A 12,868-nucleotide genomic window follows, 5' to 3' on the forward strand; every position below is an offset into this window, starting at 1 on the left:
GTGTGGTGGTTTTGATATAATAGTGTGGGGTCTTATTATTATTTAAACCATCGAGATCACCTGCCTAATGGCGAAAAAATACCGCCATTGAGGCGGTACCATGTTTAATATTGAGATGATTTATTCGTTATCATCATCCAGCCGGTACGGATCAAACTGAATAACTTCTTCACCACACCAATCATTTAACTGTTTCATCTTGGCTTGCAGTGGAATGAGTTCATTGCGAACAAATACCTTAGCCGCTTTCTCAACATCACCAAAACCACCGGTATTCTGTGGAATGATCCCCATCATTTGTGGTGGTACCCGATGTGCAGCGAGCATATCATCACGACTGACATTTTTAATATTTAGAAATTCATCTTTCGCGGCGACTTCACTCAGGGGCATAACTTGAATGCCGTCTTTCTTTCCGTTCGGGGCATACAGGAATAAGTTACGGAAATTGCCGGGTCCGCGACTGCTTCTTACTGCATTACGAATATTTTCAATGTCGGTCGGAGACTGTGACGAATCACTGATATACATGATGTAACCGGCATGACTCCCATTGAGATAATACCGGCGACGAAATAACGTAGCAGATTCATTTAGTAAGGTTGAGGGTAGGGCGGCAAGATATTCCGGTAAGCCATATAACTCTTGGTTGATATCAGGCTCAATCAAGTGAAACACACCGCCTTGTTGGAAAGGGTAAGGCTCACTTTCATAACCATATTTAGCAAACCAATATTGATTCTCTTCAATGCCGCGGCGGGTATATTTTGCTGGAATATGTTTAAATCGTAATAAGCCACCTAATAGATTTTTTCGCTCTTCCAAATAGGCATTGCCAAACATTAAGAAGTCGAGCGCAAAGCTATCAAAGGTTTGTCGATTAAGTAATGTATGTGGCTTAAAGGTACTGGTCAGAATATTACGCTTAACAAAAATCGCGCTGCTATGGTGTGGGGCTGCACGAAATGCTTTTGACAGTCCATTGAAGTTCATCGGTGGCTCATACCAGTTTTCCATTCTGACACATTCCAGATAATCATAAATTTCACGACTATCCAGAACGGAAACCGGTTCACCAAATGTGAACGCTTCAACGCCACCGGTATTTTGAGTTTTATTGCGATTGTTGCGGTTTTTACGGCTCATTAGTATAGCTCCACGATATTATGATGTTGGGTGCTGTCACCGGTGATCGGTTCATTGAATAAGGCATGCATTGCTGCCCATGCTAAGTCTGCATGGCTGGCATCTTCACTGCGACTGGCTTCATAGGTTGGGCGGTTACCACTGGCGGTGGTTGACCGTCTAATTGCCATAAAAGACTGAATAATGTCGGTGTCACCGGCATCGAACTCTAAGCGACCGCTGTTGATCACATCCCATGCTTTAAGCACTAAGGCGTTTTTCATTGCGGGGTTATAGACAAACTCACGGGCTTGCGGGAAAAACTCTAAAACGGATTGATAAACACCGTGCCCAATACCGGTGGAATCAATACCGATATATTCCACGTTATAACGTTCAGTCAGTTGTTTAATGGCTTCGGCTTGGGCGCGGAAGTCCATGCCGCGCCATTGATGGCGCTCTAAAATACGAAAAGCACCGCCCATCATAGATGGTGGGGCAATGACGACACAACCGGCACTATCGCCATTTTCGGTACCCTTGGCGGGATCGTACCCAATCCAAACTGAGCGATAGCCATAAGGGCGATACATTTCGGGCTGAAAATCTTCCCAAACTTCCCAACTATCAACAAGGCAACGTTGCATCAGTTCCAGTGAGAAAATCGACGCGATATCATCGACAAACTCACACATCAGCAAGTTTTGATATTCATCGGGGCTGTATTCCAGCCTCAATTGGTTGATATCAAATAAATCACATCCCCCCTTGATAGCATCCTCAACAGTGACGATTTGACGCCATTGCCCGTCTTCACATAACCTGCCAGCGGCGAGCGCTGCATGACTGACATCTATATCTATACGATCAGCTTTAGCGCGCCCTCGGTTGAATAATTTTCCAGACCAGAACGGGTATGCACTGTGCGTCAGGCTTGATGGGGTTGAGAAATAGGTTTGACGCCATTTTTTGTGGAGTGCCATGCCGCTGGCAACTTTCCGCAATTCTTGAAATTTTGGTATCCAAAAGAATTCATCTAGGTATAAGTTGCCGTGATAACTTTGGGCTGTTTTGGCATTGGTGCCCAGAAAATAGAGGGTTGCCCCGTTTGATAAAACAATGGGATCACCTTTTAAGTCCACATCCACTTCACGTGCCATCTCAATGATGTAACCTTTAAAGACGTGGGCTTGAGCCTTACTTGCAGATAGAAAAATTTGATTTCGCCCCGTAGTCAACGCATCAATGAAAGCTTCTCGTGCAAAAAAATACGTTGCCCCGATTTGTCGGGATTTGAGAATGTCGCGAATTCGATATTGATTGCCAGCGCCATACCAAACCTTTTGATAGCCGAACATATTTTCACGAAATATCTCTTCTAATCGCTCAATCTGTTCTTCGCTAAATACATTTTTATCCGGTGCGCGACGTTCACCGGCGTTGCGGTTGGCAAGCTTGGGATTTAAATCGACTTCATTGCCACCATTTTGATACTTATGGATTTTGGCGTGTCGCTCGACTTGGCGATAAAGTAGGTCGATTTCTTTGAAGTCTTTTCCCTCTTTGTTGTCTTTCTCAAGGAGTGTGCAAAGTCGCATTTCAAGCGTCATTTCGACGCGTTCAATCGGCGTGATCTCATCCCACTGATCGCGCCGTTTCCAGCTATGAATCGTGGATGCCTTTTCTTTTAAAATTTCGGCAATACGTGCAATACGGTGCCCACTGAAATAAAGGTGCATCGCGCGTTTGCGGGGTTCAAAATCATGTAATGTATTCATGCAGCCAGATTACTGAGCGCAATCCTTGCGCGCGCTGGCGTTGTGTTGTACCTGCCTTTCCTACAACAGCGACCCGTTGTCTCCTTGATGTAAACACTGAAACCTATAAGCCAACTTATTTTTGAAAAATATTCTGACAATCCCGTTTTGTTACTGATGGAGTCATTTGCATGACGAAAAAAACGAAGCCAGTGCGAATTTGTGTTGAGGGTGCCACGACCGATGGGCGCACGGTGCAGCGTTCTTGGCTAACTGATATCGAAAAAAACTACGATCCCAGTGTGTATGGTGCTCGCATTAACTCTGAACACTTAAAGTATGAATGGATGCCGCGTTTTGGTGATGTGGAGTCTGTTTATACCGAAGAAATTAAAGAGGGTGCGCTAAAAGGCAAGCTGGGCTTGTATGCCACGTTACTGCCAACTGACGACTTGATCGAAATGAATAAAAAGCGTCAGAAAGTGTATACCTCAGTGGAAATTAACCCGAAGTTCGCAGACACCGGCGAAGCCTACCTTGTTGGTTTAGCAGTAACCGATAACCCTGCCAGCCTTGGCACTGAAATGCTGCAATTTAGCGCAAGCAACAGTGTTAACCCGCTATCTGGTCGTAAGCAATCTCAAGAGAACGTGTTCACGCTTGCGGAAGAAACCCTGTTTGAATTCGATGAAGAAAAGCCGGAAACCCCGTCATTATTTTCTCGCGTAACCGAAATGTTGCGAGGTAAAAGCAAGAAAGACGATGCCCGTTTTTCTGATGTCGATAAAAGCGTTGAGCTGTGCGCTCAAACGATTGATGCCGTGCGTTTAGAGCTGGATGAAGCCAAAACAAAACTAAGCGCCTACGAAAGCGAAAGTCATGCAATCAGTGAGCTGCGTAATGAGCTGAATGAGCTAAAAGCCACGCTCAAACAAACGGATGGAAGCAATGTCAATCGACCTCAGTCGTTGGGTGATAACGGCGCGACTGCCCCTGAATTCCTGACGGATTGCTAATTAGCCCTACAAATTTGAGAGCAAACATGAAAAAACAAACCCGATTTCAATTTAATGCCTTTTTAACTCAGTTAGCGTCGTTGTTTGATGTTGAAGTAGAGGCGTTATCCAGCAAAATTGAAGTGAATCCGTCTATTGCCCAAACGCTAGAAGATAACATTCAGCAAAGCGCGGCATTCTTAACCATGGTAAACGTGGTTCCTGTTGATGAGCAATCTGGCTCTGTCATTGGTCTGGGTGTAGGTTCAACCGTAGCAGGTACAACGGACACCACGAAAAAAGACCGTCAGCCAACAGATCCAAGCGCACTGAATGAAGTAACTTATAAGTGTGAGCAAACTAACTTTGATACGTCTATTTCGTATAAAAAATTGGATTTATGGGCGAAGTTTAAAGACTTCCAGTTACGTATTCGTAACGCGATTATTCGTCGTCAAGCGCTTGACCGTATCATGATTGGTTTTAACGGTACCAGCCGCGCGAAAGACTCTAATCGTGAAGTGAATAAGTTACTGCAAGACGTCAATATCGGCTGGCTGCAAAAAGTGAGAAATGACGCGCCAGAGCATGTGGTCAGTGATGTTAAAGATGCTGATGGAAAAGTGATTTCTGCGACAATCCGCGTCGGGGTTGATGGTGATTTCCATAACCTTGATGCTTTGGTAATGAGCGCGGTTGACGATCTGATTGATGAAGAATATCAAGATGATACTGATATCGTGGTGATTTGTGGTCGTAAGTTACTCAGTGATAAGTATTTCCCGCTGGTCAATAAAGAGCAGGAAAACAGCGAAAAACTCGCGGCAGATATGATCATCAGCCAAAAACGTATCGGCGGCTTGCAAGCCGTTCGCGCACCGTATTTCCCTGATAATGCACTCCTGATCACCCGTCTTGATAACCTGTCTATTTACTGGCAGAACGAAACTCGTCGCCGTCATATTTTGGATAATCCAAAGCGTGACCAAATCGAAAACTACGAATCAGTCAATGAAGCCTATGTGGTTGAAGATTATCGCGGTGTTGCGCTGATTGAAAATATCGAGATGGTGAATGCGCCAGCAAAAGCCCCAGAAGCTGATAAGGACGAGGGCGGCGAGTAATGAGCAGCAGTATTTTCCGTCGGCACGTTATCCGTATGGGCGCAGAAAAGGACGCTCAGCAGCGCGATCCAATTATGCAAACGGGGACGGCTTACACGCAAATGACATTGATGATGAATGCTGACCGTCGCCGGTTAAAACGCATTCAGTCTTTTGAGCGCAAAGCTAGCGTGAAACGGGAAATGCTGCCTAATTATGCGCCTTGGGTCGCCGGTATTTTGGCAAGCGGTAAAGGTCAGCAAGATGATGTCACGATGCGGGTAATGTTGTGGCGTATTGATGCCGGTGATTATCACGGGGCATTAGATATTGCCGACTACGCTTTGCGTTATAACCTCAACATGCCTGATAAGCACACCCGCACAACGGGCTGTGCTATTGCGGAAGAGATTGCTGATCAGGCTGAAAAGCAATACGCCGCTAAAACCCCGATGCCGTTGGACGTCCTTACTCGAACCATGACGCTAACGATTGATGAAGATATGCCAGACCAAGTCCGTGCAAATCTTTATAAGTGGTTAGGCTATGCCCAGCGAGACAATAATCAACCTCAGCCTGCGACTTGTTCGTGGTTGAGGGCTTTGGAATTAAATGACCGTGTTGGTGTGAAGAAAGACTTGCAGCAACTTGAGAAGTACCTAGAAAAGCAGCAAGAGACCGTCACGGAACAACAGAACGAGCCACCGCGCTAGGGCGGCACAAGGGAATAATGTGATTTAACTCCCTTTGTCCACCGCCCACTTATTTAGAGGCATTGTATGGATTTTACTTCCTCACAATCACAGAACCTCACTGATGAAGTCTTTCACAGTGGTGATTTCTTTCCTGATATTCACGCACTGGATTATCAAAAATCCATGCTGACCGACGGAAAACTGACACCGGAACGCCTCAAGCATGCAATCACTAACGCCATCATTGAAATCAATCGGGAGTTATCCGCTTGGCGCCAAAGCCAGATTGAAAAGGGCTATGCGTCAATGGATAAAATTCCGGCTGAATTTGTGAATACAGAGAGTGAATTGGTGTTGCTCTATCGACGTGCCGTCTACAGCCAAACGAAAGCCAATTTGACTGAGCGTTACCGCGATGTAGATACCACTAACAGTGGTGAGAAAAAAGCCGAAGGTTTAGGTACCACGATTGATGAATTATGGCGTGATGTGCAGTGGGCAATTCAGCGCATCAAGGGTGAATCACACAATATTGTTGAATTGATATGAAAGTGCTGGCGTTGCAAGGCGAAACATTGGATGCCCTGTGCTTTCGGGTACTAGGTCAGACAGCCGGTGTGGTTGAAAAAGCGTTAGAGCTTAATCCAAACCTTGCCGATGTGGGACCAATATTAACGCACGGGATGACAGTTGAATTACCCGATATTACCGAGCAGCCCAAAAAAGCCATGATCCAACTTTGGGATTAACAACACCCTCAATAGGGGGATGGTATGAAAACGATGAAAGAACACTTTGCAGAAATTTTCGAGACAGTTAAAAACGCATTACCGCAATTGTCAGGTGTAGCATTGGCAATTTTTATTCGTTATGCCTGCCTAATTTATGACGGTGATACGCGAAAGAATAAATGGGCTGAATGCCTGTTATGCGGGGCGTTGTCATGGGCAATTATTGGTGGCGCTGAGTTTCTTGGCATTCCGAATGGCGCATCCGGCATGATTGGCGGTGCGATTGGTTTTTTAGGTGTGGAAAAAATTCGTGAGATTGCACACCGAATGATTAATAAGCGGTTGGGAGATAAATAAGTGACACGCGGAATTCGAAATAATAACCCTGGTAATATCGATTACAATCCACGAAATAAATGGCAAGGAGAATTGCCGTTTGATCCTAACATTGAGCCGCGGCATTGTCGATTTATCAAACCAGAGTACGGAATCAGAGCGCTTTTAAAGCTGCTACGAACGTATTCAACGTATCAAGGAAAGCAGGGGGTTGGTTGCGGGAAAATTGATACCGTAGAAGAAATTATAGAACGTTGGGCGCCAGCAAAAGACCGTAATAATACAGAGGGATATATTAATCGTGTCTGTAAAGAAACGGGTTTTAATCGTCGTGACTGTCTTGATGTCTATGATAAGAATACGGCATTCAAAATGGCTAAGGCAATCGTGCAGGTTGAGAATGGTCAACAGCCATACGATGACGCCATGTTTGAGAAAGCGTACAGCTTATTATGAGTAAAACGCCGCTTATATTAGCTGTTGTCAGCATAGTGATTATTGGCTGTCTCACTTTGGCTTTAGATAAAAGTGATGCTTTACGTAAGCGGCTGGAAGCGGACAACGAGCAGAAAACGCATACCATTGCGCTGCAAAATAAAATGATTGTTGATAAATCATTTCAATTTCAGCGCCTTAATCAAATAGCATCAAGTGCATCTTCAAACGAATTACATCAACGAGCTGCATCAGAGGAAAGAAAAATTGAATATAAAGCGATTATTCAAAAAGACCCCACCTGTGATCTGCCTGTGCCTCGCGGTATTGCTGACCGGCTGCTCAACAACACGTATCGATTACGTGGAATCGCAATGCGTACCGATACCCAAAACGCTGACCCAGCCGATCCCGCCATCACTACCGGAAAGGCGCTAACCTATTGTGATTTACCCGTCTGGGTGGATGCGTTACTGACTGATATCGAACAGGCGAATACTCAATTAATAGCGATAGAGCAGGCGGAGGACGCGCGTCAGAATGAAAAAACTCAGCAGCATTAAAGAGCGGCTTTGCCAAAAAATCCCTTACCTGAAAGAGAACCCCGAAAAGTTATATTTGTTTGTCGATGATGGCAGCATTATTGCCACCTATGAACCCTCGTTGTCTTACGAGTACAGCTACAGCTTAAATATCATTATTGAGGCATTCCCTGATGACCAAAATATTATTTTTGCCGTGGTGCTGGAATGGATCAAAGAGCATCAGCCCGATATTCTCGCAAATCCTGATAAACGGGCTACCGGTATTCGTTTTGAAGCAGATATTCTCAATAGTCAAAGTGCCAATATCAGCATTGATTTAAAACTGACAGAGCGTGTGATTGTTGCGATGAAAGAGGGCAAGTATCACGTTGAAGCTGTCAATGAGCCAGTCGATCCAATCCATGGTTGGGATTCATTGTATGGATGATGCACTGACTGAGTTAAACAGTGAAATTGCGGGGCTTTTGGCAAGAGCTTCCACAACAGAGAGAAAAAAACTCTCACGGGTATTGGTCCGTGATTTACGAAAGCGACAAATCAAACGTATTCGAGAGCAGAAAAACCCTGATGGTAGCCCATTCACTCAGCGAAAAGCCCAGTTTATTACCGTTCAGCGCGAGATGCGTTTTATCTGGCGAGGTCAACAGCGTAATCTTAAAAACTGGCGCCAAGGCAGGCAAACCATTACCGGATTTGACGTGGACAAAGGGGCGCAGCGTTCATTTAGAAAAGGGGATATTCAGCGATTTATCTTGGTAAAAAAAGACCGAGTTAAAATCAAAGGGAAAAGTAAGCAAGCGCGGATGTTTAAAAAGTTAGCAACGGCACGCTATATGCGAACATTTGCAAGCGACAATGAAGCTTCTATTTTCTTTGCTCCCTCTGCGGCTGCGATTGCCGCTATTCATCAATACGGTTTGAAAGAAAAACTGCGTAACCTTGATATTCAATATCCTGCACGTCAATTGTTAGGTTTTAGTGTTGACGACATTCGCCACATTGAAAACCTGATCATCAATCATTTTGCCTCGTGATGTTGTAATTCACGGCATTACAACACCGATACCATGCATTCCCGTCATTTTGTCTGGCAGGCTATCACCATGAATGCAAATGCCAATAACGCGGAACTGCTCCGCATCATCCGAAACATGATCCGCACCGGCGTCATTATTGATGTCGATATTCGTCGTGGGTGTCGGGTACAAACCGGAAACTTACAAACAGATTGGTTGCCGTGGGTGACTCAGCGCGCGGGTAGTGCTCGTCAGGTTTGGGCGCCCTCAGTGGGTGAGCAAGTGGTGATCTTGTCGATAGGTGGCGAGTTGACTACCGGCATTGTGTTGGTTGGGCTTTTTTCTGATGAATACAGTGAGCCTACTGACTCATTGACTGCCAATCATGTGACCTACCCAGATGGTGCTGTCATTGAATATGAACCTGCAACCGGCGCGTTAAAAGCCACGGGGATTAAGACAGCAACGATTGAAGCCAGCGAGCAAATTAGTGCGACAACAAAGGTCGTCATTGTGAATGCGAGCAAACAAATCAAGTTAACCACGCCAATGGTGATTTGTTCGAATAACTTAACGTGCGCCACATTAAATGTGACTGAGGGCGGTGAAATGACAGGCGACTTTACTCATACCGGCGGCGCGATTAAATCCAATGGTATTACATTGCATAAGCACCAGCATGGCGGTGTGCGTTCAGGTGGTGAGACAACGGGAGATCCACAATGAGATTTCTCGGTTTAAGTGCTGCCACCGGTCAAAGCGTTACCGACATTGACCATGTTCGCCAATCTGTTCGCGATATTTTACTCACGCCTATAGGTAGCCGTATTGCTCGCCGTTCCTATGGATCGTTACTGTTTAGGTTAATAGACCAACCCGACAATAAAGCCTTAAGGCTGCGGTTGATGGCGGCATGTTACACGGCGTTGTTGATGTGGGAGCCGCGTATCGAAATTCAGCAATTAACTATTTCTACGCCGATGCCAGCCAGCATTGTGATTGAGCTGAGCGGTGTTTTTTCGGGAACTGAACAAGCGTTTGGTTTCTCTGTTCCTGTGAGGTGATCATGGCGACCATTGATTTAAGCTTACTCCCGCCGCCGGATGTGGTTGAAAGTTTGGAGTTTGAGTTGATTTTTACGGAGCGTAAAAACGCCCTGATTGACGCGATGCCCAGTGAATTACGCCCTGCAATAGCCAGAACGTTGGCGCTTGAATCCGAGCCATTAACCAAGTTATTGCAAGAGAATTGCTATCGAGAGCTTTTATTGCGTCAGCGTATTAATGAGGCCGCGCGATCGAGCATGGTCGCTTTTGCTGTGGGAGCTGACTTAGATCAGCTTGCGGCGAATAATAATGTTAAGCGGCTGATGTTATCTGAGGGGGATGCTAATGCGGTGCCGCCGATCCCGCCGGTGTATGAATCTGATGCTGATTTAAGATTACGTATTCCCAGTGCGTTTGAGGGGTTGAGTGTGGCGGGTCCAGTTGGCAGTTATGAACACCATGCGCGCAGTGCGGATGGTCGCGTTGCTGATGCCTCGGTGATCAGTCCATCCCCCGCCTGCGTGACAGTAACGGTTTTATCTCGAGAAGGGAACGGTATTGCGCCGGTTGATTTAATTGACAAAGTAGAGCTGGCTTTAAACGATGAAGATGTGCGCCCTGTGGCTGACCGTGTGACGGTGCAATCTGCCACAATTATTAACTATGAAATTGAAGCAGTTATTTACTGTTATCCCTCCCCTGAATACGAGCCTATTACTGCGGCAGCAGAAGAACAGCTAGCGCGTTACACAACACAGCAACACCGATTAGGACGCGACATTGTGTTGAGTGCGATTTATGCGGCATTGCATGTGCAGGGTGTGCAGCGTGTTGAGCTGAAAAAGCCCATCGCTGATATTCAGTTAGATAAAACCCAAGCCAGTTTTTGCACCGGTGTTAATGTTTCTTTGGGTGGTTCTGATGAGTGATCGATTACTCCCGACTGGCTCATCCGCATTAGAACTCGCCGCCGCCAATGCGTTGGCTCAAATAGAGCGGGTGCCTATTCCTATTCGTGAATTATGGAATCCTGATAAATGTCCAGTGTATTTACTGCCGTATCTGGCATGGGCATTTAGTGTTGACCGGTGGGATAAAAACTGGACAGAAAAAGCTAAACGCGACGCCATCAAAGCAGCAATGTTTATTCATAAACACAAGGGCACAATCGGGGCGCTGCGCCGAGTAGTTGAGCCTTTAGGATATTTAATCCGAGTGATTGAATGGTGGAAAACCAACGAAACCGCCGGCACCTTTCGTCTTGATATTGGTGTATTGGAAACCGGTATTACCGAAGAAATGTATCGAGAGCTAGAAGCGCTTATTTTCGATGCAAAGCCAGCCAGCCGACATCTTGTCGGGCTAACTATTCAACTTGAAACCAAAGGCAATATTTTTTGTGCTGCGACGAGTTATGGCGGGGATGAGCTGACGGTTTATCCATATACACCAGACGTAATCAGCGTCGGTGGTGCTATTTCCACGGGGGCGGCAGTCCATGTAATTGATGAAATGAGGGTTACTCTCCAATGAAATATTTTGCATTGCTCACTACCTATGGTGAGAAAGTGCTTGCAGAGGCGACAGCTCTCGGCACAAAAATTGAATTGACACATATGTCAGTTGGTGATGGCGGTGGCTCATTGCCGGCACCGGATACCAAGCAAACGAAACTCATTAATGAGCGCCGTAAGGCTGCAATTAATACGTTGTTCATTGACCCATTGAACTCAAATCAAATCATTGCAGAACAGGTTATTCCAGAGAATGAGGGCGGTTGGTGGATACGTGAAATTGGACTATTTGATAAATCGGGGATGCTGGTTGCTGTAGCTAACGCGCCTGAGACTTATAAACCAACTATGGCAGAAGGTTCTGGGAGAACTCAGACTATCCGTATGATTTTAATTGTGAGTCATACTGAAACGGTCACGCTTAAAATTGATCCAACAGTCGTATTAGCAACAAGAAAATATGTTGATGATGCAATTGAAATTTTAGACAAACGAATTAGTTCGTTAACAGCAGGTGATGTTGGCGCTGTTCCTGTCACTCGTAAAGTTAATAACAAACAGTTAAATGTTGATATCACTCTGAATGCCGGTGATGTTGGGGCATACACCAAGGCAGAAACCGATACTCGCATTGCTGATGCTAAAAAAGCAGGAACAGATGCGCAAGCGACAGCGAATGCTGCAAATACCAATGCGAATAGTCGAGTGCCAAGTACACGGAAAGTCAATGGCAAGCCGCTGAGTGACGATATCACATTGGGTGCGAGTGATGTTGGGTCATACACCAAAGCAGAAACCGACACGCGTGTTGCTGATGCCAAAAAAGCCGGTACAGATGCACAGGCAGCCGCTAATGCCGCCAATACCGCTGCAACGAATGCCAATAATAATGCGAATGGTCGAGTTCCGAGCGGACGCAAAGTGAATGGCAAACCACTAACCGCAGATATTAGCTTGAATGCGGGTGATGTCGGGGCATATACCAAAGCCGAAGTAGACGCGAGAGCCGCTAATCTAAATCTGATTTATCCCGTCGGCATAGTCGTATGGTTCGCGCAAAATAAAAATCCTAATTCTTTGTTTCCTAACACTAAATGGCAATATATTGGTGAAAATAAAACTATTCGCTTAGCCAAAGCCGATGGCAGTAATATTCTTCAATCGGGTGGTAAAGACAGCATTACGCTTGTTGCAGGACAATTGCCAGTGCATGCCCATAGCTTTAGTGCAACGACCAGTTCAGCCGGTGGACATGATCACAATCGTGGCTCCATGGATATAACAGGTGATTTCACCGCATTACGTAAAGCATCAGCAAACCGAGATTCGAGTATAAAAGGCGCGTATACAATCCTGAGTAAATGGAATGCTGGTAATGGATGGTCCGGCAATGACGACGACGGCACCGTGTATAACTTTACTGCATCACGGACTTGGTCAGGGGTAACGTCGGTAAATGGTGTTCATACTCATACGGTTTCAGGCACTACTGGCAATGCTGGTTCAGGTTCAGCGATTGATATTACTAACGCATTCATCACCCTGATGGGCTGGTACCGAATTTCTTAAG

The 12,868-nt window shown here is 45.7% G+C and carries 17 protein-coding genes; 15 read left to right on the forward strand and 2 right to left on the reverse strand.

The genetic code is table 11. The annotated features are described in order from the left end of the window. Positions 1–120: 120 nt before the first annotated feature. Entirely contained in the window at positions 121–1,146 is a 1,026-nt protein-coding gene (locus PR795_RS03325; protein ID WP_272516660.1) for a phage portal protein, read from the reverse strand. Further along, complete coding sequence (locus PR795_RS03330) at positions 1,146–2,903, reverse strand: terminase ATPase subunit family protein (RefSeq protein WP_272516661.1); 1,758 nt, start codon at positions 2,901–2,903, stop codon at positions 1,146–1,148. The genes PR795_RS03325 and PR795_RS03330 overlap by 1 nt, the downstream gene beginning before the upstream one ends. A 170-nt stretch (positions 2,904–3,073) precedes the next feature. Between PR795_RS03330 and PR795_RS03335 the strand changes: the two genes are divergently transcribed. The 15 genes from PR795_RS03335 to PR795_RS03405 all read left to right on the forward strand — a co-directional run bounded on the left by PR795_RS03335 (position 3,074) and on the right by PR795_RS03405 (position 12,867). Then, positions 3,074–3,898: a GPO family capsid scaffolding protein gene (locus PR795_RS03335; RefSeq protein WP_272516662.1), complete on the forward strand. Its 825-nt coding sequence runs from the start codon at positions 3,074–3,076 to the stop codon at positions 3,896–3,898. A 26-nt stretch (positions 3,899–3,924) separates the two neighbouring features. Next, the gene (locus PR795_RS03340) at positions 3,925–5,001 is read left to right on the forward strand and encodes a phage major capsid protein, P2 family (protein ID WP_272516663.1); all 1,077 of its coding nucleotides are present in this window, start codon (positions 3,925–3,927) and stop codon (positions 4,999–5,001) included. Next, the gene (gene gpM, locus PR795_RS03345) at positions 5,001–5,693 is read left to right on the forward strand and encodes a phage terminase small subunit (RefSeq protein ID WP_272516664.1); all 693 of its coding nucleotides are present in this window, start codon (positions 5,001–5,003) and stop codon (positions 5,691–5,693) included. The genes PR795_RS03340 and gpM overlap by 1 nt, the downstream gene beginning before the upstream one ends. A gap of 66 nt (positions 5,694–5,759) precedes the next feature. Further along, positions 5,760–6,224 carry a head completion/stabilization protein gene (locus PR795_RS03350; RefSeq protein WP_224057720.1) on the forward strand — a complete coding sequence of 155 codons (465 nt, stop codon included), beginning with the start codon at positions 5,760–5,762 and terminating at the stop codon, positions 6,222–6,224. Continuing rightward, positions 6,221–6,424 (forward strand): tail protein X, encoded by a 204-nt coding sequence (locus PR795_RS03355; protein WP_272516665.1) that lies wholly within the window; start codon positions 6,221–6,223, stop codon positions 6,422–6,424. The genes PR795_RS03350 and PR795_RS03355 overlap by 4 nt, the downstream gene beginning before the upstream one ends. Positions 6,425–6,448: 24 nt before the next feature. After that, on the forward strand, positions 6,449–6,763 hold the full coding sequence (locus tag PR795_RS03360; RefSeq protein WP_224057719.1) for a phage holin, lambda family: 315 nt from the start codon (positions 6,449–6,451) through the stop codon (positions 6,761–6,763). Continuing rightward, complete coding sequence (locus tag PR795_RS03365; protein ID WP_272516666.1) at positions 6,764–7,198, forward strand: structural protein; 435 nt, start codon at positions 6,764–6,766, stop codon at positions 7,196–7,198. It begins immediately after the preceding gene. Then, positions 7,195–7,740 (forward strand): DUF2570 domain-containing protein, encoded by a 546-nt coding sequence (locus PR795_RS03370; protein WP_272516667.1) that lies wholly within the window; start codon positions 7,195–7,197, stop codon positions 7,738–7,740. Before PR795_RS03365 ends, PR795_RS03370 begins: the two co-directional genes overlap by 4 nt. After that, on the forward strand, positions 7,718–8,149 hold the full coding sequence (locus PR795_RS03375) for a phage tail protein (RefSeq protein WP_272516668.1): 432 nt from the start codon (positions 7,718–7,720) through the stop codon (positions 8,147–8,149). Before PR795_RS03370 ends, PR795_RS03375 begins: the two co-directional genes overlap by 23 nt. Continuing rightward, entirely contained in the window at positions 8,103–8,756 is a 654-nt protein-coding gene (locus PR795_RS03380) for a phage virion morphogenesis protein (RefSeq protein ID WP_272516669.1), read from the forward strand. Before PR795_RS03375 ends, PR795_RS03380 begins: the two co-directional genes overlap by 47 nt. 69 nt (positions 8,757–8,825) lie before the next feature. After that, positions 8,826–9,464: a phage baseplate assembly protein V gene (locus PR795_RS03385; protein ID WP_272516670.1), complete on the forward strand. Its 639-nt coding sequence runs from the start codon at positions 8,826–8,828 to the stop codon at positions 9,462–9,464. Further along, on the forward strand, positions 9,461–9,802 hold the full coding sequence (locus PR795_RS03390; protein ID WP_272516671.1) for a GPW/gp25 family protein: 342 nt from the start codon (positions 9,461–9,463) through the stop codon (positions 9,800–9,802). The genes PR795_RS03385 and PR795_RS03390 overlap by 4 nt, the downstream gene beginning before the upstream one ends. 2 nt (positions 9,803–9,804) lie before the next feature. After that, on the forward strand, positions 9,805–10,713 hold the full coding sequence (locus PR795_RS03395) for a baseplate assembly protein (RefSeq protein ID WP_272516672.1): 909 nt from the start codon (positions 9,805–9,807) through the stop codon (positions 10,711–10,713). Then, complete coding sequence (locus PR795_RS03400; protein WP_272516673.1) at positions 10,706–11,317, forward strand: phage tail protein I; 612 nt, start codon at positions 10,706–10,708, stop codon at positions 11,315–11,317. Before PR795_RS03395 ends, PR795_RS03400 begins: the two co-directional genes overlap by 8 nt. Continuing rightward, positions 11,314–12,867 carry a phage tail protein gene (locus PR795_RS03405; protein ID WP_272516674.1) on the forward strand — a complete coding sequence of 518 codons (1,554 nt, stop codon included), beginning with the start codon at positions 11,314–11,316 and terminating at the stop codon, positions 12,865–12,867. Before PR795_RS03400 ends, PR795_RS03405 begins: the two co-directional genes overlap by 4 nt. Position 12,868 lies beyond the last annotated feature (1 nt).

The organism is Providencia sp. PROV209 (assembly GCF_028479485.1).
GTDB lineage: Bacteria > Pseudomonadota > Gammaproteobacteria > Enterobacterales > Enterobacteriaceae > Providencia > Providencia alcalifaciens.

Coding starts and splice junctions, on each gene's coding strand:
- PR795_RS03325 (WP_272516660.1), bottom strand. CDS start 1,146: ATGAGCCGTAAAAACCGCAACAATCGCAATAAAACTCAAAATACCGGT.
- PR795_RS03385 (WP_272516670.1), top strand. CDS start 8,826: ATGAATGCAAATGCCAATAACGCGGAACTGCTCCGCATCATCCGAAAC.
- PR795_RS03350 (WP_224057720.1), top strand. CDS start 5,760: ATGGATTTTACTTCCTCACAATCACAGAACCTCACTGATGAAGTCTTT.
- PR795_RS03400 (WP_272516673.1), top strand. CDS start 10,706: ATGAGTGATCGATTACTCCCGACTGGCTCATCCGCATTAGAACTCGCC.
- PR795_RS03390 (WP_272516671.1), top strand. CDS start 9,461: ATGAGATTTCTCGGTTTAAGTGCTGCCACCGGTCAAAGCGTTACCGAC.
- PR795_RS03405 (WP_272516674.1), top strand. CDS start 11,314: ATGAAATATTTTGCATTGCTCACTACCTATGGTGAGAAAGTGCTTGCA.
- PR795_RS03340 (WP_272516663.1), top strand. CDS start 3,925: ATGAAAAAACAAACCCGATTTCAATTTAATGCCTTTTTAACTCAGTTA.
- PR795_RS03360 (WP_224057719.1), top strand. CDS start 6,449: ATGAAAACGATGAAAGAACACTTTGCAGAAATTTTCGAGACAGTTAAA.
- PR795_RS03375 (WP_272516668.1), top strand. CDS start 7,718: ATGAAAAAACTCAGCAGCATTAAAGAGCGGCTTTGCCAAAAAATCCCT.
- PR795_RS03330 (WP_272516661.1), bottom strand. CDS start 2,903: ATGAATACATTACATGATTTTGAACCCCGCAAACGCGCGATGCACCTT.
- PR795_RS03370 (WP_272516667.1), top strand. CDS start 7,195: ATGAGTAAAACGCCGCTTATATTAGCTGTTGTCAGCATAGTGATTATT.
- PR795_RS03355 (WP_272516665.1), top strand. CDS start 6,221: ATGAAAGTGCTGGCGTTGCAAGGCGAAACATTGGATGCCCTGTGCTTT.
- PR795_RS03395 (WP_272516672.1), top strand. CDS start 9,805: ATGGCGACCATTGATTTAAGCTTACTCCCGCCGCCGGATGTGGTTGAA.
- PR795_RS03335 (WP_272516662.1), top strand. CDS start 3,074: ATGACGAAAAAAACGAAGCCAGTGCGAATTTGTGTTGAGGGTGCCACG.
- PR795_RS03380 (WP_272516669.1), top strand. CDS start 8,103: ATGAGCCAGTCGATCCAATCCATGGTTGGGATTCATTGTATGGATGAT.
- gpM (WP_272516664.1), top strand. CDS start 5,001: ATGAGCAGCAGTATTTTCCGTCGGCACGTTATCCGTATGGGCGCAGAA.